Here is a 22,506-nt window from a genome sequence, read left to right on the forward strand (position 1 = left end):
GTGCGTATGGGAGGGACAACATTGGCCCCACTCAGCACGCCGGTGTGACGGGCGCTACAGAGTGTTTTTCTAACTGGAATTGTAGGCCAGCCCGGCCTCCTGTACTAACAGTTACGCAGGTGCTGACCCGGGCTTGCTTGGACAGCGCCTATCTGCTGCCCACTGCAATCCCTCTTGCCACGACGCTGTGGAGTCGGGCCCTGCGAGCGGTGGCTCCGCAACCCGATGTCCGGCGCTGAGCTACTTGGTGCCCTCAGCCTCCGGGGCGGTTCCAGTTCCCTGGCGGCCGGATACTCCGGCTGCCGGAACTCCGTTGGCGGGCATGCTGCCGCCGGTGGAGTCCTTGACCGCATCCGAGGATGCGGGGACTGGCCCGCTTTGGTTATTCCGGAGATTATCACGGGATTCACTATCTGAGACAGCAGCGTCCGAATGGTGGATGGTTGCCGCGTCCGCGGGGACGGTGGCGCGCTCCCCTTCTTCTGCGTCAGTTTCTTCGACGTCAGTCGCCGCGGCGCCGGCAGCTCCGGTAGCCGTTTTGGGCTCTGCAGGCTGCTTCGCGGCCTTGGTCTCCGCGGACATTTCCTCCGCGGTCCCTGGCTCCACAGCCTTGGCCTCCGCTGACTTTGCTGCAGCAGTCTTTGCCTCCGCAGTCTCTGCTTCCGCAGTCTTTTCTTCGACTGCATTTTCTTCGGCCGGTTCGCGTCCCGGAAGGAACGGGGTGTCCGGCTCCGAGCGCTTCCGCAGGCCCAGGATGATGAAGGCGATCAGGGCTCCGGCAAAGACGAAAATGCTGGTCCAGACGTTGAGCCTGGTGGTGATCCCGAAGAGGCTGATCTGCTCGGCGTCGTCGATCCGCATGGCCTCGATCCAGACGCGGCCCAGCGTGTAGTACATGGCGTACAGGCAGAACAGGCGGCCGCGGCGGAAGCTGAAGCGCCGGTCCAGGGCCAGCAGGATCAGGACACCGGCCAGGTTCCACAGTGACTCGTAGAGGAACGTCGGGTGGAAGAGCGTGTCCGCGGGCATGCCGGCCGGGAAATTGGGGCTGTTGGGATCGATCTGCAGCCCCCACGGCAGCGTGGTGGGGCCGCCGAAGAGCTCCTGGTTGAAGTAGTTGCCCCACCGGCCGATCGCCTGGGCGAGCAGCAGCCCGGGGGCCGCGGCGTCCAGGAACGCGCTCAGCTTCACCCCGGCACGCCGGCAGCCGATCCAGGCACCGACGGCGCCCAGCACGACGGCGCCCCAGATGCCGAGGCCGCCGCGCTGGATCTGCGGAATGAGGGACAGGTCCCCCGTGCCGTCGAAGCCGGGGCCGAAGTAGGCATCGGGCGAGGAGAACACGTGGTAGAGCCGTCCGCCGATGATGCCGAACGGGATGGCCCAGATGGCGATGTCCCAGACGCTGCCCTCAGGGGCGCCGCGGCGCGCCCAGCGGACCGAGGTCAGCCACAGGCCGGCGATGATGCCGGCGAGGATGCACAGGGCGTAGGCGTGGATGCGCAGGGCCCCCCACGGCAGCGGGATGTCGAATCCGGACCAGCTGGGGCTCGGAATGCTCGCGGGAATCATCGCCGCCGCGTGGAGGACTGACTGCATTGCTTACGCTTCTTCCTTGGTGAGGCCGGTGCTGAGGTCTTTCGTCAAGGAGGCTACAGCATCCACGCCGCCGTCCCGGATGGCCGCGACGAGGGCGGTGCCCACAATCACGCCTTCCGCATATTCGGCGATCTCGCGGACTTGACCGGCGTTGGAGACGCCGAGGCCCACGCAGACGCGTTCGGCGCCCGCGGCGTGTGCGGCGGCGACGACATCCTTGGCGGCGGAACTGACCGAGCTACGGGCGCCGGTGACGCCCATGATGGAGACGGCGTACACGAAGCCGCGGCTCGCGTCGACGGTGCGCTTCATGCGTTCCGGAGAGGAGGAGGGAGCCACGAGGAACACCCGGTCCAGTCCGTACTTGTCCGAGGCGGCGAACCATTCGGCTGCCTCGTCGGGGATGAGGTCGGGCGTTATCAGCCCGGCTCCCCCGGCCTCGGCCAGGCGGCGGGAGAACTCGTCCACGCCCATCCGCATCACCGGGTTCCAGTACGTCATGACCAGCACTGCGGCGTCGGTCTTGCTAGTGATGCCGCGGATGACGTCGAAGACCTCCCGCACGTGGAAGCCCTTCGCGAGGGCCTCCGTGGTGGCCGCCTGGATGACCTGGCCGTCCATAACGGGGTCGGAGTAGGGGATGCCGATCTCGATGAGGTCGGCGCCGTTCTCGGCCAGGGCGACGCCGGCCGCAATGGTGGCTTCAACGCTCGGGTAGCCGGCGGGCAGGTAGCCGATCAGGGCTGCCCGGCCCTGGGCGCGGGCGCGGTCAATGGCCGCGGCCGACTTGCTGCTGGACTGGTCGGCTGCCTGGTTGGCATCGTTTGCGGTACTCACAGCTGTTCCCCCTCTTTGGCGATTTCCGCTTCCGGTGAATCCTCGGCCAGCAGGTCGAACCATTCGGCGGCGGTGGCCACGTCCTTGTCGCCGCGGCCTGAAAGGTTCACGAGCACGATTTTGTCCGACGCTTTGCCTGCGTCCCCGCCTCCGGCGGCTTCTGCGGCGAGCCGTTGCCCCACCTTGATGGCGCCGGCGAGGGCGTGGGCAGACTCGATGGCCGGGATGATGCCCTCGGTGCGGCACAGGAGGCGGAAGGCCTCCATGGCTTCGCTGTCCGTGATGGGCTCGTAGCTGACCCGGCCGATGTCGGCGAGGTAGGAGTGCTCGGGGCCGACGCCCGGGTAGTCCAGGCCGGCCGAGATCGAGTGCGACTCGATGGTCTGGCCGTCATCGTCCTGCATGAGGTAGGAGCGCGCGCCGTGCAGCACGCCGGGCTTGCCGAGGGTGATGGTGGCCGCGTGGCGCCCGGTTTCGACGCCGTCGCCGCCGGCTTCGAAGCCGTAGATCTTGACCGAGGGGTCATCGAGGAAGCCGTGGAAGATGCCGATCGCGTTGGAGCCACCGCCGATGCAGGCGCAGACGGCATCCGGAAGCCGGCCGGCCTGGTCCAGGATCTGGGCCCGGGCCTCCTCGCCGATCACTTCGTGGAAGTAGCGGACCAATGCCGGGAACGGGTGGGCTCCGGCGGCGGTGCCCAGCAGGTAGTGCGTGTTGCCCACGTTCGCGACCCAGTCGCGCAGGGCCTCGTTGATGGCATCTTTGAGCGTCTGGGATCCGTTGGTCACGGGGATGACGGTGGCGCCGAGGAGTTCCATCCGGGCCACGTTGAGTGCCTGCCGGCGGCAGTCCTCCGCGCCCATGTAGACCACGCACTCCAGGCCCAGCAGGGCAGCGGCGGTGGCGCTGGCCACACCGTGCTGTCCGGCGCCGGTTTCGGCGATGACCCGGGTTTTGCCCATCCGTTTGGCGAGCAGCGCCTGGCCCAGGACGTTGTTGATCTTGTGCGAGCCGGTGTGGTTCAGGTCCTCGCGCTTGAGGAAGATCCGAACCCCGCCGGCGTGTTCGGCGAAGCGCTTGGCCTCGGTCAGCAGCGACGGGCGGCCGGAGTAGTTCTTGTTCAGGTCGGCGATCTGGGCGATGAACTCGGGATCGGCCTTGGCCTTCTCGAAGGTGTCCTCGAGCTCGTCCAGCGCCGCGATGAGCGACTCGGGCATCCACCGGCCGCCATAGTTCCCGAAGTAGGGCCCCGGGGCGTGCCGCAGGGACTGTTCGCCCTGTGCTGGGTGCTCCTGGGGGCGGCCGCCCTGCAGGAACGCGTCCACGGCACTTTCGTCAGAGCCGGCTGCTGGCGCATCGACCATCAGTCTCACCATCCTGTTCCACTGCTAGCTTTGGGGATCTGCAGACGAGATCCGCTCATTGTCCGGGCAGTTGCGGGCCCGGTACCGCTTTCGGTCCGGACGCGGGCGCCCGGACCGGCAGGCTCAGGCGCGGGCGGCGATTGCCGTTGCGCCGGCAGCCATGAATTCTTCGATCCGCTCGCGGGGCGTCGCGTCGCTGACCAGCGCCTCGCCGACCAGGACTGCGTTGGCGCCGCGGGCCGCGTAGTGCCTGACGTCCTCGACGTCGCGCACGCCGGACTCGGCGACCACGAGCGCGCCGGCGGGAATGCCGCCGGCCAGCTCCGCGAAAACGGAACGGTCGACGTCGAGCGTCTTGAGGTTGCGCACGTTGACGCCGATGATCCGGGCCTCCGCGGCGACTGCGCGCTCGATCTCCTCGGCCGTGTGGGTCTCCACGAGCACGTTCATGCCGAGCTCGCGGCTGAGGGCCGTGAAGTCCCGCAGCTGGGCGTCCGAGAGCGAGGCCACGATCAGCAGGATCAGGTCGGCACCGTGGGCCCGGGCCTCCCAGATCTGGTACTCGTCAATCATGAAGTCCTTGCGCAGCAGCGGGATATCCACTGCTGCCCGGACGGCGTCGAGGTCGGCCAGCGAGCCGCCAAAACGGCGCTCCTCGGTCAGGACACTGATCACGGCGGCCCCGCCGTCGGCGTACTGCGCGGCGAGGGACGCGGGATCGGCGATGTCCGCGAGGCGGCCCTTGGACGGGCTGCGGCGCTTGACCTCGGCAATCACCTTGAGTTGGGCCCGGGTGCTTGAGGTTCCGCCCAGGGCGGCCCAGGCGTCACGGGCGGGCGCCGCAGCGGCGGCGCGCTCCTTCAGTTCCGCAAGTGTGACCAGACGCTGGCGCGCCTGCATATCCTCCCTGACACCGGCATTGATGTCGTCGAGAACGCTCACGCTCAGTGGCCGGAGTTCTTCAGCTTGCTGCCGCCGACGCCGTAGCCGGCCTTGCGCATGGCCCAGCCGGCAAGCAGGCCGATCACCATGATGGCGGCACCCGCGACGAAGATCGGGGTGTTCGCGATCACGAACGCGATGGACGCAACGAGGGCGCCTACCAGCATCACGATCACGCAGGTCCACGCGGCCGGGCTGTTGCCGTGACCCGGCGCTTCGCTGTGATCGACGTCGTCGTAGACGCCCTTCGGGGCAGCGGACGTGGATGCGGAAACAGTGGCTTTGCTCATTGAAATCTCCTCAGGATGAATACTGCTTACATTCTGCCATTTTTTGGCGGGCGTTATTGGCCGCGGCATCGGCTCAGGTGGGGTCGTCACCGCGGGACAGGCGGTCCCAGCTCTCAATCTCGTCCGCGGGGGCGGCCGGCGCTGTGCCACCAGCTGCGGTTCCGCCGGCGGCGGCCGCGTCATATTTGGTTCGGCTCTTCCAGTAGCGGCCGGCCGGCACGATCGCCAGGGCACTGAGCCCCAGCAGTGCGCCGGCGACGACGGCGATCACGGGGAACACCGTCACGTCCACCTGGACGCTGCTGCCGCTGATCCCGGTGGCGGCCGCGATCGATCCCTGCGCAGCGGACAGCGGGTCCGCCAGCACGACGGCTGCCGCGGCGACGATGCCCACGGCCGCGAGCAGGATGATCGCCGTGATGACCCAGCGGGACACCCGGCCGGCGATGGAGGCAGCGAGGCCGCCGGCGAGGGCAACGAGGGCCAGGGCCGTGACGGTGGTCGCGGCCTTGCTGCCCTGGACCTGCAGGCCGTCCTGGCTGGCCACGGCCGCGCCGAGCTGCGTGGGGTCCAGGTGCACCGTAAGCCAGGTCTGGGTGGTGGTCCCGAACACGGCCAGCGCCAGGGCGGCGATCACCAGGACCAGGGTGGACTTGCGGGCCCAGCCTGGGACTGCGGGTCGCGTGGTGGTCTTAACGGTGTTTTTAGCGGTGGCTTCCGGCTGCTCCATCAGTCCTCCGCTCCGGCGTCGGGCGCTGAGTCGATGACGGCGTCAGCGGTGATGTTGTGCAGCGAACCGGCGGTGTGCACGGCGCGGAGCGGGGCGGCAGCCTTGTTGACGGTTTCCTGGGCCTCGGTGGGGTTGACCGAATCGGCCACGATCCCGCCGCCAGCCTGCACGTAGGCGCGCCCTTCCCGGAGCAGGGCCGAGCGGATCGCGATCGCCATGTCCATGTCCCCGGCGAAGTCCAGGTACCCGACCACGCCGCCGTAGATGCCGCGCCGGTGCGGTTCCAGCTCGTCCAGGAGGCGCAGGGCCCGCGGCTTCGGGGCACCGGAGAGGGTGCCGGCCGGGAAGGTTGCCTTGAGGACGTCGTAGGCCTTGGCGGCCGGGGCCAACTCGCCGACCACGGTGGAGACGAGGTGCATGATGTGGCTGAAGCGTTCCACCTCCATGAACTGGGTGACGTCGACAGAACCTGCGACGCAGACCTTGGAGAGGTCGTTGCGGGACAGGTCGACCAGCATCAGGTGCTCGGCGCGTTCCTTCTGGTCCGCCAGCAGTTCCTCGGCCAGGGCCTTGTCCGCCTCCACCGTCTTGCCGCGCGGCCGTGAGCCGGCGATGGGGTGGGTGATGACCTCGTCCCCGGTCACGGTCACGAGGGCCTCCGGCGAGGAGCCGACGATCGTGTACTCGCGGCCCGCGGCATCCTCGAAGCTGAAGAGGTACATATAGGGGCTGGGATTGGTGTTCCGCAGGACCCGGTAGACGTCGAGAGGGTCGGCGCCGCATTCCATTTCGAAGCGGCGGGATATGACCACCTGGAAGACTTCGCCGTCCACGATCGCTTCCTTGCCGCGGTCCAGGGCGGCGAGGTACTCGGATTCGTCCCAGCGTTCCTGCACGCTCGACGCGAAATCCAGGGCCGCGGTCTCCAGCACGGAGACCGGCTGCTCCACGGGGCGGCTGATCTTCTCCAGCAGGGCTTTCACGCGGGCGACGGCGTCGTGCCAGGCCTCGTCGACGCGTTCGGAGCTGTTGTCAAAGTTGATGGCGTTGGCGATCAGCAGGACGGTGCCGTAAATGTTGTCGTGGACCGCCATGTCCGTGACCAGGTTGAGGGCCATCTCCGGGAGTTTGAGGTCATCCTCCGGCGGGCTGGTCAGTTTCTCCCAGTGCCGGACGGTTTCCCAGCCCAGGAAGCCGACCAGGCCGGAGGTGAACGGCGGGAGCCCGTCGAAGCGTTCGGTGCGGAGGGCCGCGACGGTGTCACGGATGGCGTCCACCGGGTTGCCGTCCAGCGGCACGCCGACTGGGGGCTGGCCCAGCCAGTGCGCGTTGCCGTCCTTGGTGGTCAGGGTGGCACGGGAGCGGGAGCCGATGAAGGAGTAGCGGGACCAGGATCCGCCGACGGCCGCAGACTCCATCAGGAACGTCCCGGGCTGGCCCTGGGCGAGCTTGCGGTAGAGTCCGATCGGGGTTTCGGCGTCAGCCAGCACCTTGAGCCGGACGGGGATGACGCGGCTGTGGCCCGCGAGTTCGCGGAACTCTTCGAGGCTGGGGCTGATGATTCCAAGGTCCTGCATGGCTGTGCTTTCCGCCTGTTCGTTAGGGGGACCTGTCACCGGATCCGGTGATGGGATCCTGCCTGGGTCCGGTTCGTGAAGCTTGTGGACGCGCCGGGGGCGCCTAGCCTGCGTGGCCGACGACGGCGTCGAGCTCGCGGCCGTCGAAGCAGGTCCGGGATCCGGTGTGGCAGGCCGCGCCCACCTGGTCCACCCGGACCAGCAGGGCGTCGCCGTCGCAGTCCATGGCGAGCGACTTGACCCACTGCACGTGCCCGGAGGTGTCGCCCTTGCGCCAGTACTCCTGGCGGGAGCGCGAGTAGAAGGTCACGCGTCCGGTCGTCATGGTGCGGTGCAGGGCCTCGTCATCCATCCAGCCCAGCATCAGCACCTCATGGGTGTCGAACTGCTGGACGATCGCGGCCACCAGGCCGGCGCTGTCGCGTTTGAGGGCGTCGGCAAGTCCGGCCGGAAGGGGGCTCGCCGACGCTGCGGGCTCAGGCTGCGTCGAAACGCTGTTGGCGGGCGTGTTGGCGGGGGCGGGCTGCTCAGACATCAGATCAAGTCTAGTGCCTCCGGGCGGGCTGCCGGCCTGTGGGTCCGCCCGCCGCTTAACACTGGCGCGCCATTGGGGCCGCCTGCCGCGTCCATCCGCCCAATGACGCGGCCGGGCACGGTCATGGCGGCGATTCCTGTGCCCACGCACGGCCGTCTCGTGCTAGTTTCACAAGTGATGCATTTCGTCGAACCGTCCCGAGAAGTCCTGGCCGAAACCCTGCTGGCGGCCGGTCCCGATGCTGCCACGCTCTGTGCGGGTTGGCGCACCCGCGATCTTGCCGCGCACTTGTACCTCCGCGAGCGAAAAATCGCCGTCGGACTGGGCCTCATGTTCAAACGCCTGTCCAAGGCCTCGGACCAGGCGACGGCCCAACTCGCGGACACGCTGAAGACCCCCGAGGACTACGCCAAGCTGGTCAACGACTTCCGTGCCGGTCCCCCGGCGTTGTCGCCGCTGCGGATCAAGGCCCTGGACGAGAGCTCCAACCTGATCGAGTATTTTGTGCACACCGAGGACGTCCGCCGCGCCGTGGACCGCTGGGCCCCGCGCGCCCTCGACCAGGAGTACTCGGACGCCCTGTGGGATGAGCTGGTCAAGCGGGCAGCTATCCTGTACCGCGGCGTGGATCTGGGCATTGTGCTGGTCAGTCCGTCCGGCCCCAGGCACGTGGCCAAACGGGCCCCCGTGTCGGTGGCCATCGTCGGCGAGCCGGGCGAACTCCTCATGCACGCGCACGGCCGCACCCGCCACGCGCTCGTGACCTTCGAAGGCCAGCCGGACGCCGTCGCGCTCCTGCAGTCCGCCGAAGTCGGGCTCTAAACCAAACAACGCGGGGTCACCTAGCGCCAATAATCCCTTCGGGATGGGCGCTGAGTGACCCCGCGTTGCTCTAAGCGGGTGGCTTAGCGGACCTCGAAGCCGGCCTCGCGGATCGCGGCCTTGACCTGGGCGATCATGTCGAGGGGCCCGAAGTGGAAGACCGAGGCCGCCAGGACAGCGTCGGCGCCTGCGGCCACTGCCGGCGGGAAGTGTTCGGGCTTGCCGGCGCCGCCGGAGGCGATGAGCGGGACCTTGACCCCAGCCCTCGCCAGGCGGATCAGTTCCAGGTCAAAGCCGTCCTTGGTGCCGTCGGCGTCGATCGAGTTGAGCAGGATTTCGCCCACCCCGCGGTCGGCCGCCTCCTTTGCCCACGCGATGGCATCGATTCCGGTCCCCTGCCGTCCGCCGTGTGTGGTCACTTCAAAGCCCGACGGCGTGGGCACTGAGCCGGGGCGCGTGCGCCGGGCGTCGAGGGAAAGCACCAGGACCTGGGAACCGAAGTGCCGGGTGATCTCGTCGATCACATCCGGCCGGGCCACGGCCGCGGTGTTGATGGCAGCCTTGTCCGCCCCGCAGCGCAGGAGTTTGTCCACCTCGGCGACGCCGCGAACGCCGCCACCGACCGTCAACGGGATGAAGACTTCCTCGGCGGTGCGGCGGACGACGTCGAACGTGGTCTCCCGGTTGCCGGAGGAGGCAGTGACGTCCAGGAAGGTCAGCTCGTCGGCGCCGCTGTTGTCGTAGCGGTGCGCCAGTTCCACCGGGTCCCCGGCGTCGCGCAGGCCTTCAAAGTTGATGCCCTTGACCACGCGGCCGGCATCGACGTCGAGGCACGGGATGACGCGCACGGCAACAGTCATGACTTCTCCTGGTGTTTGCTGGAGGACGGTGGCGGGTGGATGCTCAGATGCGGCAGGCGTGGATGCTGCTGACCAGGATGGCGCGGGCGCCGAGGTCGTAGAGCTCATCCATGATCCGGTTGGTTTCCCGCTTGGGGACCATGGAGCGGACGGCCACCCATTCCGAATCGCGCAGCGGCGAGACGGTGGGCGATTCCAGGCCCGGAGTCAGTCCGGCGGCCTGTTCGACAAGTTCCTTGCGGATGTCGTAGTCCATCAGCACATACTGCCGCGCCACCAGGACGCCCTGGAGCCTGCGGATCAGCACCTCAGTGGCCGGGTTCTGCTCGCCCTTGCGGCCGATCAGCACCGACTCGGAATTCAGGATCGGCTCGCCGAAGATCTCCATGCCGGCAGCCTTGAGCGTGGTGCCGGTCTCGACGACGTCGGCAATCGCGTCCGCGACGCCCAGGCGCACGGAGGATTCCACGGCGCCGTCGAGGCGGACCACCTTGGCGTTGATGCCGCGCTCGGCCAGGTAGCCGCGCAGCAGTCCGTCATAGCTCGTGGCGAGGCGCTTGCCCTCGAGCTCGGCGACGGTGGTGAAGTCGCCTACCGGGCCGGCGAAGCGGAACGTGGACGCGGCGAAGCCCAGCGGCAGCAGCTCCTCCGCCTCGACCTCTGCGTCGAGAAGCAGGTCGCGGCCGGTGATGCCGACGTCGAGCGTTCCCTGCCCCACGTACACGGCGATGTCGCGCGGGCGCAGGAAGAAGAATTCAATGTCGTTGTCCGGGTCCACCATGACAAGCTCGCGGGTGTCGCGGCGCTGGCGGTAGCCTGCCTCGGCCAGCATGGCCGCGGCAGCTTCGGACAGGGATCCCTTGTTCGGGACGGCAACTCTAAGCATGGGAAAAGTCTCTCTTGGGTGTGGAAGTCTCTGTGGGGGCACATCGGCCACGCGGTGCACGGGATCCGCCAGGGATGTCATGGCGGTTTCCGGTGCGGGCGCGGCTACAGATGCTTGTAGACGTCTTCCAGGGTGAGTCCTTTGGCGAGCATCAGAACCTGCAGGTGGTACAGCAGCTGCGAAATTTCCTCGGCTGCGGCTTCATCGGATTCATACTCGGCAGCCATCCAGACCTCGGCTGCTTCCTCCACGACCTTCTTGCCGATGCCGTGGACTCCGGAATCCAGTTCGGCGACGGTGCGGGAGCCTTCCGGGCGGACGGCTGCCTTTTCACTCAGTTCTGCGAACAGCGACTCGAAATTCTTCACGCCCCCAAGCCTACTTGCTCCCGGCGCGGGAACACCTGCCGGGCCGTTGCATGACGGACGGGATGTGAGGCAATACATAAAACACGGCCGGCGCGGACAGCCAGGGTGGCCTCCGCGCCGGCACTGGCTGGAGCCTGGGTGCTCAGCCGAACTGCTTGAGGGTCACTGCCGTGGCCAGGGCGGYGGTGACCGCCTCGTGGCCCTTGTCCTCGGTGGATCCCGGCAGGCCGGCCCGGTCGATCCCCTGCTGTTCGGTATCGCAGGTCAGCACGCCGAAGCCCACGGGGACACCGGTGCGGACGCTGACCTCGGTCAGGCCCAGGGTGGCTGCCTCGCAGACGTATTCGAAGTGCGGTGTGCCGCCGCGAATGACGACGCCGAGCGCCACGACGGCGTCGAAGTGCGGTGCCAGGCGGGCCGCCGCGACGGGGAGTTCAAAGGTGCCGGGGACCCGCAGGACGGTCGGTTCGCTGATGCCGGCGTCCTTCGCGGCGCGCAGGGCGCCGTCGAGCAGTCCGTCCATGATTTGGGTGTGCCAGCTCGCGGCCACGATGGCCAGTTTGAGCTGCGAGGTTTCCTCGGGCTTGAAGGTGCTGAGGTCGATCTGGGGGGCGCCGTGGCCGCTCATAGGTTAATCCTTGCTGTTGGGTCTAGGTGGGTGGGACGGCCCGGGGGCCACCCGGTCAGTCGTGGTCGGGCTCGAATCCGGCCATTCCGGCGGCCGGCGCGGGTTCACCGTCCAGGACCAGGCGGTGATCCATCCGGTCCTTCTTGGTCTGCAGGTAGCGGATGTTCTGCTCGCGCGAGGGAACCTCGGTGGGAACCATCTCCACTACCCTGACCCCTGCCTGGGCGAGCCGGTCCTGCTTGTCCGGGTTGTTGCTCAGGAGCCGGATCTCATGGAGGCCCATCTCTGCGAGGATCTGGGCCGCGGCCTTGTAGCAGCGCGCGTCGACCGGCAGCCCAAGCTGCTCGTTGGCCTCCACAGTGTCAAACCCGGCTTCCTGCAGGGCGTAGGCCTTCATCTTGTTCGCCAGGCCGATCCCGCGGCCCTCCTGGCCGCGGAGGTACAGCAGCGTGCCGCCGAGTTCGTTGATCAGCTCGAGGGCATAGGCCAGCTGCTCGCCGCAGTCGCAGCGGTAGGAACCGAATACGTCGCCGGTGAGGCACTCGGAATGGAGGCGGACCAGCGGGGCCTGGCCGTCAGTGGGGGGCATCGGCGAACTGACCGCCAGGTGTTCCGCGCCGGTAGCCAGGTCGGTCCAGGCCTGCGCCACGAAATTGCCAAAGGCGGTGGGCAGCTGGACGATGGGTCCTGCGCTGACCGGATGCGGTTGGCGCGCCATGGGCATCTCTTCTCGGGTCTTCGAAGTCGTCACTTTTTCTCCTCCATCAGACGGGGTCCGTTGCGTGGCTGCCGTGCTGCCCCGCCTCGAGGTAGGCCACCAGATCCGCAATCGAAATCAGGGGGCAGCCATGCTCGATGGCGAAGCCACGCAATCCGTCCAGCCGCATCATTTCTCCGTTGTCGTACACCAGCTCTGCTATCACTCCCACGGGCTCCAGGCCCGCCAGCCGGCACAGGTCCACGGCCGCCTCAGTGTGGCCGGGACGTTCCCGCACTCCCCCCTTAACGGCGCGGAGGGGGAAAACATGCCCGGGACGGGTCAATGATTTCGGCTGGCTTTGCGGGTCGGCCAGGATCCGTGCCGTCAGGGCGCGGTCCGTGGCGGAAATTCCGGTGCTGACACCCACCGCGGCGTCGCAGGACACGGTGTAGGCGGTGCCCTTCGCGTCCTCATTGACCGCCACCATCGGCGGCAGCGCAAGGGCGTCGGCGCGGTCGGCGTCGAGCGGTACGCAGATCACACCGGAGCTGTAACGGACCGTCCAGCCCATCAGCTCGGGGGTCGCGTGCTCGGCGGCGAAGATGATGTCGCCTTCGTTCTCGCGGTCTTCGTTATCCACCACCAGGACCGGTCGTCCGGCTGCCATGGCGCTGATGGCATCCTCAATCGGGTCCAGGCCTACCCGGCCGGCATCTGGGGTGGCGGCAGCTGGGGTGGCGGCGCCGAGCGCCTTTGCCAAGCCATGGGCAGGATCTTTGACGCGGCTCATTTCGTGGCCCCTTCCGAGAGTGCTGCCTCGCCTGCGGGCACGGCGGCTGCTTCTGCGGAAGCGTCGGGCGCCCGGTGTGCGGCGGGGCCGGTTCCGCCGGCAAAGGACAGGAGGCGTTCGGTGTACTTGGCCAGGACGTCGACCTCGAGGTTGACGTGGCCGCCGACTGCCTTCTGGCCCAGCCCGGTTTCGGCCAGGGTTGTGGGGATCAGCCCCACTTCGAACCACGGCGCCGGATCGTTGGCCGGGCTCACAGTGGTAACGGTGAGGGAGACGCCGTCGACGGCGATGGAACCCTTTTCGGCGATGTAGCGGGCCAGTCCGGCCGGCACTCCAAACCGGAGCCGGTCCCAGTTGCCGAGGCCCTCGCGTTCCAGGAGCCGGCCGACGCCGTCGACGTGCCCCTGGACCACGTGGCCGTCCAGCCGCCCGCCGGCGGGCACGCAGCGTTCCAGGTTGACCGGATCGCCGGCGGTGAGTTCTCCGATGGTGCTGCGGTCAAGGGTCTCGCCCATGACGTCGACGCTGAAGTCCCTGCCGTCGATCTGGGTGGCGGTGAGGCAGACACCGTTGACCGCTATGGAACCGCCCAGGGCGAGGCCGTCCGTGGTGCCGGGCGCGTGGAGCCGAACGGTGGCGCTGTCCCCGTTGCGTTCAACGGAGAGCACCTTTCCCTGCTCGGCGATAATTCCGGTAAACATCAGTTGCCTCCTGCGGCGGTGTCCGCGCCGGTGCGGTGCGGGGTTGTATCGGACGAAGTAGGGGTGGCGGTGGGGACGGCCGCGGTGGCTGGCGTGGCCGGTGCGGCTGCCGTGGCCGGGCGAAGATGCAGCCGGAGGTCGCGGCCGAGGGCATGGACGGCACCTCCGGAGGCCGGGTCCCATTCCCAGTGTTGGGCGTCGGCCAGGGTGGCGATGCCAAGGTCCTCCAGGGCCGCTGTGCCCGAGCCAAGAAGCGTCGGCGCCAGGTAAACGATGAGCTCGTCGACCAGGCCCGCCGCAAGGAACGCGCTCAGCACGCGGGAGCCGCCCTCCACCATGAGGTGCCTGACCCCGCTGTCGAACAGCTGGTCCAGGGCCTCGCGCGGGTCGCGGGTGGCCAGGTGCAGGACGTTGCCGTCTGCCCCGTGGATGGCGGCGTCCTCGGGAATCCCCCGGTACCCCATGACGGCGCGCAGCGGCTGTTTGCCGGCGGCCTCGCCGTCGGCGTTCCGGGCCGTAAGCCGTGGGTTGTCAACGAGGACTGTCTGGGTACCCACCAAGATCGCGTCAATCCTGCCCCGCAGGGCGTGATTGTCCGCGAGCGACTCCGGGCTGGAGATCCACTGGCTGGTGCCGTCGCTGGCGGCGATGCGGCTGTCGAGGGTCTGCGCGATGTGCAGGGTTACAAAGGGCCGTTTGGCGTCGACGGCGTCGAACCAGCGCCGGTTCAGGTCCAGTGCGGCGTCGGCGGCCAGCCCGGAGCGGACCCGGACGCCCGCGGCGCGGAGCGTCACGGCGCCGCCGGCGGCCGGATCGTGGGGGTCGTCGATGGCATAGATGACGTCGGTGATGCCGGCGTCGATGATGGCCTGGGCGCAGGGGCCGGTGCGGCCGCAGTGGTTGCAGGGTTCCAGGGTCACCACCATCGCGGTGCCGCGCAGGTCCTGGCCGGCCGCCGTCGCCTGGGTGATGGCGTCAGCCTCGGCATGCGCGGTCCCCGCTCCCCGGTGGTAGCCGGTGGCGAGGTGCGTTCCGTCGGGCCCCATGATGACGGCGCCTACGAGCGGGTTGGCGCCCCGCGGGCCCTGCGCGGCGGCGGCGAGGGCATCCTGCATCGCAGCATTTTCGGCAGCGCTGAATTCGACGGCGCTGAATTCGCCAGTGCTGGATTCGGCGGCGCTGGATTCGGCGGCGCTGGGTGGGCGGACGGCGTCGGGCACGCCGATTGCGGCCGTCGCAACGGGCTGTGAGCCGCTCATGCCCTGACCGCCAGGTCGGGGGCCGGTTCATCGGATGCTGCCGTGGCGGAAACTGCTGCGCCGGAACGTGCCGCGACCCGGGCCGCGCGCCACCAGACAAAGAACCCGGCCAGCGTGAAGAAGCCGTAGAACAGGTACATGAAGGCGCTGGCGAAATACCCGGCGCTGAAGAGCAGGGGGACGCCTACGATGTCGACGGCTACCCAGATGAGCCAGAACTCCGTCCAGCCGCGCGCCATCCCGTAGGTGGCGAGCAGGGACCCCATGAAGGTCCAGGCGTCGGCCCAGACCGGAGGGTAGGAGCCGAGCGAATCGAAGACCGGGGTGAGCGCCAAGGTGCCGGCCACCAGCGATGCTCCCAGGAGCAGCCGGGTTTTGTTGCTGGCCCAGCGTGGCGCAATGGCTTCCGCGGCGCCGCTTGTATGTGCGGCCTGCCGCCAGCGGTACCAGCCATAGACGGCGACGCCGATGAACATGATCTGGCGACCTGCCTGGCCCCACAGCGTGGCCGGCGTCGCCGAGCCGAAGACATTGCCAAGGAAGACGGTCAGGAGCAGGAGATTGCCGGCGATGCCGACGGGCCAGGCCCAGACCCGGCGGCGCATGCCTCCCAGGGCGCCGGCGAGCCCAAAGATGTTGCCAAGCACTTCGCGAAGAATCAGGACAGATCCGCCTACCGGGATCTGTGCTTCGAAGAGCCATCGCAGAAAGTCCATGTGTATGTCGTTCCTTCCCTTAAGAACCGCGATGGCTCCGGGGGTATACGACAGCACAATTATGCGGTGCCTTGTGGGCACCGCCGTAACAGCTGTACGTGCTTCTCTCATCCAGACTTTAACTGTCGGTATCGGAATTTCACCGATTCAACCGTTTGCCGGCGTCCTTCCCGAAAGAAGGCGCTGGCGCGCGGGTCGCGGACTGTCACCGCCGGTTCGGACTTACACCGACCCCGGAGCACGTATGTGTGTTGCTATTCTGACACAACCCGGACCGGTCTCCGGCTATTCCCGGTCGCAGAAGTTACGGTCTGAGTCATCTTTGCGTGGCAGTTCCCTCCAGGGACCGCCGGGCCCTCAGCGGCTTCCGGCCGCGCGGAGCCGTTCGATCGCGTCCGCCGGGTCCGCGGCGCCGTATACGGCCGATCCGGCGACGAAGACGTTTGCTCCCGCTTCCGCCGCACGCACGATCGTCTCCTCGGTGATGCCGCCGTCGACCTGCAGCGCCACGCCCACGCCGGAGCCGTCAATGGCCGCGCGGGCCCGCCGGATCTTCGGCAGCGTCAGGTCCAGGAATGACTGCCCGCCGAAACCGGGCTCAACCGTCATGATCAACAGCAGGTCCAGTTCCGAGAGCATGTCCAGGTAGGGCTCTACGGGAGTGCCGGGACGCAGTGCCATGCCGGCCTTGGCGCCGCGGGCCCGCAGTTCCCGCGCGAGTTTGATGGGCGCGATCGAGGCTTCGGCGTGGAACGTCACTGAGGCGACGCCGGCGTCGGCGAAGCCCGGTGCCCAGCGGTCGGCGTCGGCGATCATCAGGTGGGCGTCCAGCGGCACCGGGCTGACGGCCTGGATGCGCTGCACTACGGGCAACCCGATGGTCAGGTTGGGCACGAAGTGGTTGTCCATGACGTCCACATGCACCGCATCGGCATTGCTGATGCGGCGCAGTTCGGCTTGAAGGTTGACGAAATCTGCCGAAAGGATGCTCGGGTTGATGCAGCACTGGGCCATGGATGTCCTTCTTGTTCGTACTCAGCTGGTTCGTTTTGGCTGGTTCTTTTCCAGGTATCAGTGCCCCAGTATCGGTGAGACTCAGGCCTTCTTGTGAATAAGCGCCAGGAACATTGCGTCCGTGTGGTGCACGTGCGGCCAAAGCTGCGCGGTGAGCTCATTGCCGGCCTCGAGGTGGCCGGTGAGGCTGACGCTGTCCAGCACGGCGCCGGCGTCGAGGAGCTCGAGGTCCTCTCGCTTACGCAGGACATCACTCACGACGGCGGTCGTCTCCGCAGGGTGCGGCGAGCAGGTGACGTACGCCACCACGCCGCCGGGTTTGACGGCGTCGATCGCTGATTTGAGCAGCTGGCGCTGCAGCGGACCAAGGTCTACGAGGTCCTTGGGCGTGCGCCGCCAGCGTGACTCCGGGCGCCGGCGCAAGGCGCCCAGGCCGGTGCACGGGACGTCAACGAGGACGCGGTCGAAGGATTCCGGCTGCTCCGCGCCAATCTCACGGCCGTCGCCGGTCCTGACTTCCCAGGCCTCCCGCGGGACGGCCGAGAGGGCTTGGCGGACCAGTTTGGCACGGTGCGGGGCGAATTCGTTGGCCAGCAGGTGCGCGCCGCGCTGCCGGGCGAGGGCTCCGAGCAGGGCGGCCTTGCCGCCCGGGCCGGCACAGAGGTCGAGCCAGCGTTCCTCCGCGCCTCCGCTGCCCGCTCCCCCATCTCCGCTGGGATTCCCGCCGAGGTCGACGGCGGCCATAGCCCGTGCCACGAGCTGCGAACCGACGTCCTGGACACGGGTGCTTCCGTCGCGGACCGAGGCAAGCCGGCCGAGGTCCCCGCCACTGGAGAGAGCCGATCCCTCGACGAGTTCACCCGGGGTGGCCCCGCCTTCCAGGGCCTCGTCCAGGCTGCCGACGCCGGGCAGCGCCACGAGATTCACCACGGGCGCGGCGTTATCGGCCTCGAGGAGCGCGTCAATCTCGGCAGCCGACCGGCCGTGAGCCACCAGCGATTGGCGGAGCGCGCGGACGATCCACTCCGGGTGGGCGTAGCGGATGGACGCGATCGTGGTGGCATCGGTCTCGGTGCTGAGCAGCAGCTCAAGCCATTCTTCAAGGGTGTGTGCGGAGACCTTTCGCAGCACGGCATTGATCAGTGCCGAGGGCCCGGCACCGATCACGGCCCGGGCCAGGCCGACAGTCTGGTCCAGGGCGGCGTGGGCGGGCACGCGCATTGCGAGCAGCTGATGAACGCCGATCCGGAGCGCGTCGAGGATGGCCGGATCCAGTTCGTCCAGCGGCCGGTCAACGCATCGCGCCAGGATCGCGTCGTACGTGCCTTGGCCGCGGAGGGCGCCGTAGCTGAGCTCGGTGGCGAAACCGGCGTCGCGCTTGTCCAGCCCGTGGTGCCGGATCCGGGCCGGCAGCACGAGGTTCGCGTAGGCGTCCTCAGACGCCACGGCGCGGAGCACTTCGAAGGCAACCAGCCGGGCAGGATCGGCGCGGCGGGTGCGCTGTGACGGTGCGTTCTCGGTGAAGCCGCGCTGCGGACCGCGGTTGCGTTCCCGGCCCTGGGCGTTGCGGATGCTGCCGTCACGTCCCCGGCCGCCCTGGCCACCACCCTGCCCGGCGCCGCGCTGAGGGCCCCTGCCTCGGCTGCTGCCGCTGGTCCCGGACTCGCTCATTCGAATACCACGCTTTCAAGTGTTGCCTGCCCACGCGCCCAATCAGCGGCGGTCATCATTTTCTTGCCCGCGGGCTGGACCCGGGTCAATTCCACGGGGTGCGACCCCGTGCCTACAAGGACGCGTTTCCCGTCCATGGCCAGCTGTCCGGGCCGAAGCGCGGCGGACTCCGGGGCGGGTTGCACCGGTTCCAGTTTGATCCGTTGGCCATCGAGCAAGGTCCAGGCTCCGGGCTCCGGCGTGACGCCGCGGGCCCTGCGCCCGATCGCCAGGGCGGGCTGCCGCCAGTCGAGCCGGCCGTCCTCGAGACTGAGCTTGGGTGCCAGGCTGACCTCGCCCTGTTGCGGCATCGCGGCGGCCTTACCGGCGTCGATGGCGGACAGCGTCTGGGCCAGCAGGACGGCACCGCTGTGGGAGAGCCGTTCCAGCAAGGCCCCGGCGGTGTCGCCGGGGTGCACGGTCTCCGTGAGCGTTCCGAAAACCGGACCGGTGTCCAACCCCTCTTCAAGACGGAAGGTCACAGCACCGGTGACGTCGTCGCCTGCAATGACGGCACGCTGCACGGGGGCGGCGCCGCGCCAGGCCGGGAGCAGGGAGAAGTGCAGGTTCACCCAGCCGTGGCGGGGAACGTCCAGGGCTGCACGGGGAATCAGTCCGCCGTAGGCAACGATCGCCGCGACGTCCGGCGCAGCGCCGGCGATGCGGGCGGTGACCTCGGCATCCACCTTGGCAGCGTGGATGACCTCGATGCCAAGCTCGGTGGCCCGGGCCGCCACCGGCGACGGCGTCAGGACCCGTTTGCGTCCCAGCGGGGCGTCAGGTCGGGTGAGGACGGCGACGACGTCGAACCCGGCGTCAACAAGGGCGTCCAGGGAGGGCACGGCGACGGCGGGGGTCCCCGCGAAAAGAACCCTCACGGGTTGAGCCCGAAGCTGGACCCGCCAAAGCTCGTCCCGACGCTTTTCGCGCGCTTGGTTGTTGTCTGTTCCGTAATGGCGTCGTAGTTGGCATTGCGGATGGCGCGCAGGGCGGCCTTCCGGTCATCGCCCTCCAGCCGGTCCGTGTAGAGGATGCCGTCCAGGTGGTCGGTCTCGTGCTGGAAGCAGCGCGCCAGCATGTCCTCGCCCTCCACCGCGACGGGGTTCCCATGAAGGTCCACGCCGGTCACGCGGGTATGGCGATACCGGCGCACCGGGAAGCCGAGTCCCGGGATGGACAGGCATCCCTCCACCTGGTCCGGCTGGAAGTCCTCGCTGTTTTCCAGCACGGGGTTGATGATGTGACCCTCGACGCCACCGATCCGGTAGGTGAAGACACGCAGGCTCACACCGACCTGGGGCGCGGCCAGGCCTGCGCCTTCGACATCCTCCATGGTTTCAGTCATGTCGGCGACGAGCTTTGCCAGTTCAGGCCCGAATTCCGTCACGGGATCGGCGACTGTGCGCAACACAGGATCGCCGATGATGCGGATATTCAAAATGGCCATGTGCAGTCTGTCCTCACGGTGGTCGGCTAGGGATCCAGTCCAGTTTAGTTGCAGCTGCCGGGCCAGCGCTCCGGCTCAGGGTTCCCGGCTCAGCGCTTCACGGGAGGTGCCAGCGGGAGCAGCGCCGCTCCGGCGGTTGCCGTATCGGCGGACATTTCCCAGACGCGGCGCAGCGCACAGAATTTCCACCAGTGATGCTTCAGGACATCGGGGTTGGCCCGCTGCGGGCGGACTTCGGTCTCGCCCACCGCCACCGCCAGGAGGATCGGGGATTCACCATGCTGCCAGGCCTCCCACTCCCCCGCCACGGGATCGACCAGGCTCTCCTCTGCCTTCATGCCGGCGACGAGCTGCATGACCACCTTGTCATCCAGCGGCTTGACGGTGCCGTCCCGGCTGGTGCCCTTCGTCTTGTAGTCGATGAGGCAGGTCCTGCCGTTGATCTTTGCCACGAGGTCCAGGGTGCCGGCGTAGCCGACAGTCTTGTTCCACACCGTAATTTCCGGGGCGATGGGCTCAACCTGGAACAGTTCCCACCATTCGTCGAAGCGCGCCGCGAAGGCTTCCTCACCGTTGGCGGCCAGCGCCTCCCGCGTTTCCTTCATCTGGTGCGGCCGGCCGAGCGCACGCAGCGCAACCTGCTCACAGTAGTTGTGGACCCGGTCCCCGCGCTTAGCTGCCTCGTCCCGGTACGACTCCGCCGCCTTGGCTGCGCGGCTTACCGCCTGGCGCAGTTTGGCGGGGCTTCCCAGGATGCCGGAGAGCTCGGGATCCTGGGCCAGGCTGTTCGCGCCCATATATCCAAACCAGCCATCCAGGCCATGAGGCTGCTGGCCGATCACCGTGGTGATGGAGGGGACGGAGAACTGTGCCGATGTGGAGCGGGCGTACATGCGGCCGTAGTCAGTGGCGTGGGCGAGGAGTGGAGCGGTCATATGAAGACTCTTTCACGGGGGTCAGACAACGGTGAAAAGCAAAATGGCCCACCCCGCTGAGTCAGCGGAACGGACCATTTCGTTAGTGGGCGATACTGGGTTCGAACCAGTGACCTCTTCGGTGTGAACGAAGCGCGCTACCACTGCGCCAATCGCCCTAACGACATTGAATGCTAGCCCACCCGGACGGATTTTAGAAATCGGCCAGCAGAACCCGGCCGCACCTCGGATCCGCACTCCCGTCACCAGTGCCGAGGTCCTGTGTCTGCGAGGCCGTCATATTGCAGAGCGGCTTCGCCCGTCTCCATGCCGCTTTCTCTATGGCGCTTTCACTATGGCCCAGTCTTTAGGGTCCGCTGCATCCGGATCCGCATTCAGCTGCGACTTGTTCCGCGGCTCGAAAGGAGTGCGCTAATTACAGCGCTGTAATTAGCAAAATCCCCTAGAAATCAAGGAAGTAGGGACATCGAAGGAAGGCCGACGTGTCTCGATTTGTAGATTCCCTGAACCTCCTATAGAGTTCTTACTCGTTGGAACGCGAGGAAATGCCAAATGCGGCAGGGAAATGCACCCCAACAATGCGGACGTAGCTCAGCTGGTAGAGCACCACCTTGCCAAGGTGGATGTCGCGAGTTCGAATCTCGTCGTCCGCTCGCAGGACACTGTCACGGCAAAGGTTTTTCGGAATCCTGTCTACACGGTGGGTTGGCCGAGAGGCGAGGCAGCGGCCTGCAAAGCCGTATACACGGGTTCGAATCCCGTACCCACCTCGGTGAAAACCCTGGTTTCCGGTTCCGACCGGATGCAAGGGGCGATTGGCGCAGCGGTAGCGCGCTTCCCTGACACGGAAGAGGTCACTGGTTCGATCCCAGTATCGCCCACCAAAGCAAGGCAACTTGCTTGATGCAGAACCACCGGCACAGCCGGCAAGGACTTCATAAAATTGCGGACGTAGCTCAGCTGGTAGAGCACCACCTTGCCAAGGTGGATGTCGCGAGTTCGAATCTCGTCGTCCGCTCTGTTGTGTATTAGATTCACAAAAATCCACTCCGGATTCTTCCGGTTGCGGGCGATTGGCGCAGCGGTAGCGCGCTTCCCTGACACGGAAGAGGTCACTGGTTCGATCCCAGTATCGCCCACCATCAAGCAGCTCTCCGGAGCTGCTTTTTTTCATGCCCACAACCGGAGCGGCCCGCGCCCGCGGCGCCTCAGCGCCCGTCCCGCAGCGGCACTTGCCCCGCGAACCCCGCGCCRCCCGTTCCCCGACCGGGCCACAAGACTCTTGACAGCGCCGACTACGGGAAGCGGCTCAACCCTTGGCACGATCTTCTGCGGCAGTTACTATCGAAGCCGGAGGAGCGATCTGGCTCCGCGACCGAAGGGAGGTGCCCGTGGGTTTACTTGACGATCTGAAGGGCAAGGCTCAGCAAGTCATTGGTGGCAACGAAGAGACCATCAAGGACGGCATCGAGAAGGCCGGCGATTTCGTCGACTCGAAGACCGGCGGCAAATACGCCGATCAGGTCGATGCAGTGCAGAAGGGTGCTTCCGACTTCGTGGACAAGGCAGACGACCAGCCCAACGAGGCTCGTGTCGCCAATCAGCCGCCCGTCGCGGAAGAGCCCCCTGTAGCCGGTGAACCCCGGCAGCAGGGCCTCTGACCCAGGTACGTCAGCGAGGTGTCGGTCCCGCCGGGAGGCGGCGCCGGCACCTTCGGCGTTTAAGGCGCCTTAAAGAACAACGCGGGTTCACTTCGCGCCCATCCGGTAGGCCAGGGATGGGCGCGGAGTGACCCC

24 protein-coding genes, 6 tRNA genes and 1 riboswitch are annotated in these 22,506 nt (G+C 67.6%); of the genes, 7 read left to right on the plus strand and 23 right to left on the minus strand.

Features of this window, described 5'->3' with window-relative positions; all coding sequences use genetic code 11:
• Window positions 1–240: 240 nt before the first annotated feature.
• The 8 genes from lgt to hisI form a co-directional block, all read right to left on the minus strand.
• The gene (gene lgt / locus AB4089_RS13570) at window positions 241–1,599 is read right to left on the minus strand and encodes a prolipoprotein diacylglyceryl transferase (protein ID WP_441409813.1); all 1,359 of its coding nucleotides are present in this window, start codon (window positions 1,597–1,599) and stop codon (window positions 241–243) included.
• Between the two features lie 3 nt (window positions 1,600–1,602).
• A complete protein-coding gene (gene trpA, locus AB4089_RS13575; protein ID WP_441409814.1) occupies window positions 1,603–2,436 on the minus strand; it encodes a tryptophan synthase subunit alpha in 834 nt (277 codons plus the stop codon).
• Window positions 2,433–3,800, minus strand: coding sequence for a tryptophan synthase subunit beta (gene trpB / locus AB4089_RS13580; protein WP_441409815.1), 1,368 nt, complete (start codon window positions 3,798–3,800; stop codon window positions 2,433–2,435). The genes trpA and trpB overlap by 4 nt, the downstream gene beginning before the upstream one ends.
• Before the next feature lie 123 nt (window positions 3,801–3,923).
• Window positions 3,924–4,742: an indole-3-glycerol phosphate synthase TrpC gene (trpC, locus tag AB4089_RS13585; protein WP_441409816.1), complete on the minus strand. Its 819-nt coding sequence runs from the start codon at window positions 4,740–4,742 to the stop codon at window positions 3,924–3,926.
• 2 nt (window positions 4,743–4,744) lie between these two features.
• A complete protein-coding gene (locus tag AB4089_RS13590; RefSeq protein WP_277524450.1) occupies window positions 4,745–5,032 on the minus strand; it encodes an HGxxPAAW family protein in 288 nt (95 codons plus the stop codon).
• Window positions 5,033–5,105: 73 nt separating this feature from the next.
• The gene (locus AB4089_RS13595) at window positions 5,106–5,762 is read right to left on the minus strand and encodes a Trp biosynthesis-associated membrane protein (RefSeq protein WP_441409817.1); all 657 of its coding nucleotides are present in this window, start codon (window positions 5,760–5,762) and stop codon (window positions 5,106–5,108) included.
• Window positions 5,762–7,339 (minus strand): anthranilate synthase component I, encoded by a 1,578-nt coding sequence (locus tag AB4089_RS13600; RefSeq protein ID WP_441409818.1) that lies wholly within the window; start codon window positions 7,337–7,339, stop codon window positions 5,762–5,764. The genes AB4089_RS13595 and AB4089_RS13600 overlap by 1 nt, the downstream gene beginning before the upstream one ends.
• A 103-nt stretch (window positions 7,340–7,442) precedes the next feature.
• Entirely contained in the window at window positions 7,443–7,874 is a 432-nt protein-coding gene (gene hisI, locus AB4089_RS13605) for a phosphoribosyl-AMP cyclohydrolase (protein ID WP_441409819.1), read from the minus strand.
• Window positions 7,875–8,051: 177 nt separating this feature from the next.
• Between hisI and AB4089_RS13610 the strand changes: the two genes are divergently transcribed.
• Window positions 8,052–8,696, plus strand: coding sequence for a TIGR03085 family metal-binding protein (locus AB4089_RS13610; RefSeq protein WP_441409820.1), 645 nt, complete (start codon window positions 8,052–8,054; stop codon window positions 8,694–8,696).
• 83 nt (window positions 8,697–8,779) lie between these two features.
• Here the strand turns inward: AB4089_RS13610 and hisF are convergent, their stop codons facing one another.
• From hisF to AB4089_RS13685, 15 genes are all read right to left on the minus strand, one after another.
• The gene (hisF, locus tag AB4089_RS13615; RefSeq protein WP_441409821.1) at window positions 8,780–9,556 is read right to left on the minus strand and encodes an imidazole glycerol phosphate synthase subunit HisF; all 777 of its coding nucleotides are present in this window, start codon (window positions 9,554–9,556) and stop codon (window positions 8,780–8,782) included.
• 43 nt (window positions 9,557–9,599) lie between these two features.
• Window positions 9,600–10,442 (minus strand): ATP phosphoribosyltransferase, encoded by an 843-nt coding sequence (gene hisG / locus AB4089_RS13620; RefSeq protein ID WP_441409822.1) that lies wholly within the window; start codon window positions 10,440–10,442, stop codon window positions 9,600–9,602.
• A gap of 104 nt (window positions 10,443–10,546) precedes the next feature.
• Entirely contained in the window at window positions 10,547–10,810 is a 264-nt protein-coding gene (locus AB4089_RS13625; protein ID WP_018772463.1) for a phosphoribosyl-ATP diphosphatase, read from the minus strand.
• Between the two features lie 142 nt (window positions 10,811–10,952).
• Window positions 10,953–11,438, minus strand: coding sequence for a 6,7-dimethyl-8-ribityllumazine synthase (gene ribH / locus AB4089_RS13630; protein ID WP_441409823.1), 486 nt, complete (start codon window positions 11,436–11,438; stop codon window positions 10,953–10,955).
• 55 nt (window positions 11,439–11,493) lie between these two features.
• The gene (gene ribA, locus AB4089_RS13635) at window positions 11,494–12,156 is read right to left on the minus strand and encodes a GTP cyclohydrolase II (RefSeq protein ID WP_441409893.1); all 663 of its coding nucleotides are present in this window, start codon (window positions 12,154–12,156) and stop codon (window positions 11,494–11,496) included.
• Between the two features lie 46 nt (window positions 12,157–12,202).
• Window positions 12,203–12,928 (minus strand): 3,4-dihydroxy-2-butanone-4-phosphate synthase, encoded by a 726-nt coding sequence (gene ribB, locus AB4089_RS13640; protein WP_441409824.1) that lies wholly within the window; start codon window positions 12,926–12,928, stop codon window positions 12,203–12,205.
• The gene (locus AB4089_RS13645) at window positions 12,925–13,629 is read right to left on the minus strand and encodes a riboflavin synthase (protein WP_441409825.1); all 705 of its coding nucleotides are present in this window, start codon (window positions 13,627–13,629) and stop codon (window positions 12,925–12,927) included. The genes ribB and AB4089_RS13645 overlap by 4 nt, the downstream gene beginning before the upstream one ends.
• Window positions 13,629–14,744, minus strand: coding sequence for a bifunctional diaminohydroxyphosphoribosylaminopyrimidine deaminase/5-amino-6-(5-phosphoribosylamino)uracil reductase RibD (gene ribD, locus AB4089_RS13650; RefSeq protein WP_441409894.1), 1,116 nt, complete (start codon window positions 14,742–14,744; stop codon window positions 13,629–13,631). Before ribD ends, AB4089_RS13645 begins: the two co-directional genes overlap by 1 nt.
• A gap of 140 nt (window positions 14,745–14,884) precedes the next feature.
• Window positions 14,885–15,604: a nicotinamide riboside transporter PnuC gene (gene pnuC, locus AB4089_RS13655; RefSeq protein WP_441409826.1), complete on the minus strand. Its 720-nt coding sequence runs from the start codon at window positions 15,602–15,604 to the stop codon at window positions 14,885–14,887.
• Between the two features lie 94 nt (window positions 15,605–15,698).
• A riboswitch (FMN riboswitch) is annotated at window positions 15,699–15,850 on the minus strand.
• A 111-nt stretch (window positions 15,851–15,961) separates the two neighbouring features.
• Window positions 15,962–16,618: a ribulose-phosphate 3-epimerase gene (gene rpe, locus AB4089_RS13660; RefSeq protein ID WP_441409827.1), complete on the minus strand. Its 657-nt coding sequence runs from the start codon at window positions 16,616–16,618 to the stop codon at window positions 15,962–15,964.
• Between the two features lie 81 nt (window positions 16,619–16,699).
• Window positions 16,700–18,289 (minus strand): RsmB/NOP family class I SAM-dependent RNA methyltransferase, encoded by a 1,590-nt coding sequence (locus AB4089_RS13665; protein WP_441409828.1) that lies wholly within the window; start codon window positions 18,287–18,289, stop codon window positions 16,700–16,702.
• Window positions 18,286–19,206: a methionyl-tRNA formyltransferase gene (gene fmt / locus AB4089_RS13670; RefSeq protein WP_441409829.1), complete on the minus strand. Its 921-nt coding sequence runs from the start codon at window positions 19,204–19,206 to the stop codon at window positions 18,286–18,288. The genes AB4089_RS13665 and fmt overlap by 4 nt, the downstream gene beginning before the upstream one ends.
• On the minus strand, window positions 19,203–19,775 hold the full coding sequence (gene def / locus AB4089_RS13675) for a peptide deformylase (RefSeq protein WP_441409830.1): 573 nt from the start codon (window positions 19,773–19,775) through the stop codon (window positions 19,203–19,205). Before def ends, fmt begins: the two co-directional genes overlap by 4 nt.
• A gap of 89 nt (window positions 19,776–19,864) precedes the next feature.
• Window positions 19,865–20,710 (minus strand): cytochrome, encoded by an 846-nt coding sequence (locus AB4089_RS13680; protein WP_441409831.1) that lies wholly within the window; start codon window positions 20,708–20,710, stop codon window positions 19,865–19,867.
• A gap of 86 nt (window positions 20,711–20,796) precedes the next feature.
• A tRNA-Val gene (locus tag AB4089_RS13685) sits at window positions 20,797–20,868 on the minus strand.
• Between the two features lie 422 nt (window positions 20,869–21,290).
• Here AB4089_RS13685 and AB4089_RS13690 point away from each other — a divergent pair.
• The 6 genes from AB4089_RS13690 (at window position 21,291) to AB4089_RS13715 (ending at window position 22,371) form a co-directional block, all read left to right on the plus strand.
• Window positions 21,291–21,363: transfer RNA gene (locus AB4089_RS13690), tRNA-Gly, on the plus strand.
• 46 nt (window positions 21,364–21,409) lie between these two features.
• Window positions 21,410–21,480: transfer RNA gene (locus AB4089_RS13695), tRNA-Cys, on the plus strand.
• Window positions 21,481–21,519: 39 nt separating this feature from the next.
• Window positions 21,520–21,594: transfer RNA gene (locus AB4089_RS13700), tRNA-Val, on the plus strand.
• Between the two features lie 61 nt (window positions 21,595–21,655).
• Window positions 21,656–21,728 (plus strand) — tRNA-Gly (locus tag AB4089_RS13705).
• A gap of 49 nt (window positions 21,729–21,777) precedes the next feature.
• Window positions 21,778–21,852 (plus strand) — tRNA-Val (locus AB4089_RS13710).
• A gap of 249 nt (window positions 21,853–22,101) precedes the next feature.
• Window positions 22,102–22,371 (plus strand): antitoxin, encoded by a 270-nt coding sequence (locus tag AB4089_RS13715; protein ID WP_441409832.1) that lies wholly within the window; start codon window positions 22,102–22,104, stop codon window positions 22,369–22,371.
• Window positions 22,372–22,506: the final 135 nt, after the last annotated feature.

Source organism: Arthrobacter sp. 2MCAF15 (genome assembly GCF_052115605.1).
Lineage (GTDB): Bacteria > Actinomycetota > Actinomycetes > Actinomycetales > Micrococcaceae > Arthrobacter.

Bases quoted from the DNA above. Each gene is read 5' to 3' on its own strand.
- lgt (WP_441409813.1), bottom strand. From the start codon at position 1,599: ATGCAGTCAGTCCTCCACGCGGCGGCGATGATTCCCGCGAGCATTCCG.
- trpB (WP_441409815.1), bottom strand. From the start codon at position 3,800: ATGGTCGATGCGCCAGCAGCCGGCTCTGACGAAAGTGCCGTGGACGCG.
- AB4089_RS13590 (WP_277524450.1), bottom strand. From the start codon at position 5,032: ATGAGCAAAGCCACTGTTTCCGCATCCACGTCCGCTGCCCCGAAGGGC.
- AB4089_RS13595 (WP_441409817.1), bottom strand. From the start codon at position 5,762: ATGGAGCAGCCGGAAGCCACCGCTAAAAACACCGTTAAGACCACCACG.
- AB4089_RS13600 (WP_441409818.1), bottom strand. From the start codon at position 7,339: ATGCAGGACCTTGGAATCATCAGCCCCAGCCTCGAAGAGTTCCGCGAA.
- hisI (WP_441409819.1), bottom strand. From the start codon at position 7,874: ATGTCTGAGCAGCCCGCCCCCGCCAACACGCCCGCCAACAGCGTTTCG.
- AB4089_RS13610 (WP_441409820.1), top strand. From the start codon at position 8,052: ATGCATTTCGTCGAACCGTCCCGAGAAGTCCTGGCCGAAACCCTGCTG.
- hisF (WP_441409821.1), bottom strand. From the start codon at position 9,556: ATGACTGTTGCCGTGCGCGTCATCCCGTGCCTCGACGTCGATGCCGGC.
- hisG (WP_441409822.1), bottom strand. From the start codon at position 10,442: ATGCTTAGAGTTGCCGTCCCGAACAAGGGATCCCTGTCCGAAGCTGCC.
- ribA (WP_441409893.1), bottom strand. From the start codon at position 12,156: ATGGCGCGCCAACCGCATCCGGTCAGCGCAGGACCCATCGTCCAGCTG.
- ribB (WP_441409824.1), bottom strand. From the start codon at position 12,928: ATGAGCCGCGTCAAAGATCCTGCCCATGGCTTGGCAAAGGCGCTCGGC.
- AB4089_RS13645 (WP_441409825.1), bottom strand. From the start codon at position 13,629: ATGTTTACCGGAATTATCGCCGAGCAGGGAAAGGTGCTCTCCGTTGAA.
- ribD (WP_441409894.1), bottom strand. From the start codon at position 14,744: ATGCAGGATGCCCTCGCCGCCGCCGCGCAGGGCCCGCGGGGCGCCAAC.
- pnuC (WP_441409826.1), bottom strand. From the start codon at position 15,604: ATGGACTTTCTGCGATGGCTCTTCGAAGCACAGATCCCGGTAGGCGGA.
- rpe (WP_441409827.1), bottom strand. From the start codon at position 16,618: ATGGCCCAGTGCTGCATCAACCCGAGCATCCTTTCGGCAGATTTCGTC.
- AB4089_RS13665 (WP_441409828.1), bottom strand. From the start codon at position 18,289: ATGAGCGAGTCCGGGACCAGCGGCAGCAGCCGAGGCAGGGGCCCTCAG.
- def (WP_441409830.1), bottom strand. From the start codon at position 19,775: ATGGCCATTTTGAATATCCGCATCATCGGCGATCCTGTGTTGCGCACA.
- AB4089_RS13680 (WP_441409831.1), bottom strand. From the start codon at position 20,710: ATGACCGCTCCACTCCTCGCCCACGCCACTGACTACGGCCGCATGTAC.